At 72.3% G+C, this 405-nt stretch carries 1 protein-coding gene; it reads right to left on the bottom strand.

Annotation, left to right across the window (positions count from 1 at the left end; all coding sequences use genetic code 11):
- Nucleotides 1-31 precede the first annotated feature (31 nt).
- Nucleotides 32-405 (bottom strand): Fur family transcriptional regulator (locus tag AC1DHL_RS30020; RefSeq protein ID WP_478164371.1); only part of this gene is annotated, 374 nt, incomplete at its 5' end.

Below are 405 nucleotides of genomic sequence, written 5' to 3'. Positions count from 1 at the left end.
GTCTTGGAACTCCGGGAAAGGTTTGCGGCGCCTAGTGGGCGTCGCCGGCGCCGCGCGTGCGGCCGCATTCGGCGCACACGCCGTTGACGGTCAGCTCCACGTGCTCGACGGCAAAGCCGCGCGGCACCTTGGGCGCTACCGACGGCGCGGGCACGCCGGCCGCCTCGAGGCAGAACGTGCGGTCGCAGCGGGTGCAGTGGAAATGGCTGTGCTGGCGATGGACTTCGGCGCGCGCGGCCTCGTGCTCCACCAGCGTGAAGCGGAACACGCGGTCATGGCCCGCGCGCTTCTGCGCCAGCCCCTGCTCGACCAGCCAGTCGAGCACGCGGTAGACCGTGACGCGGTCCACGTCGCCATCGGCCGGCAGGCGGTCGATCACGGCCTGGTGCGTGAGCGGGTCCTCGG

The organism is Variovorax sp. 10L426 (assembly GCF_056395305.1).
Note: the sequence above shows the minus strand (reverse complement) of the source record. Positions and strands in the feature narration are given on the sequence as shown.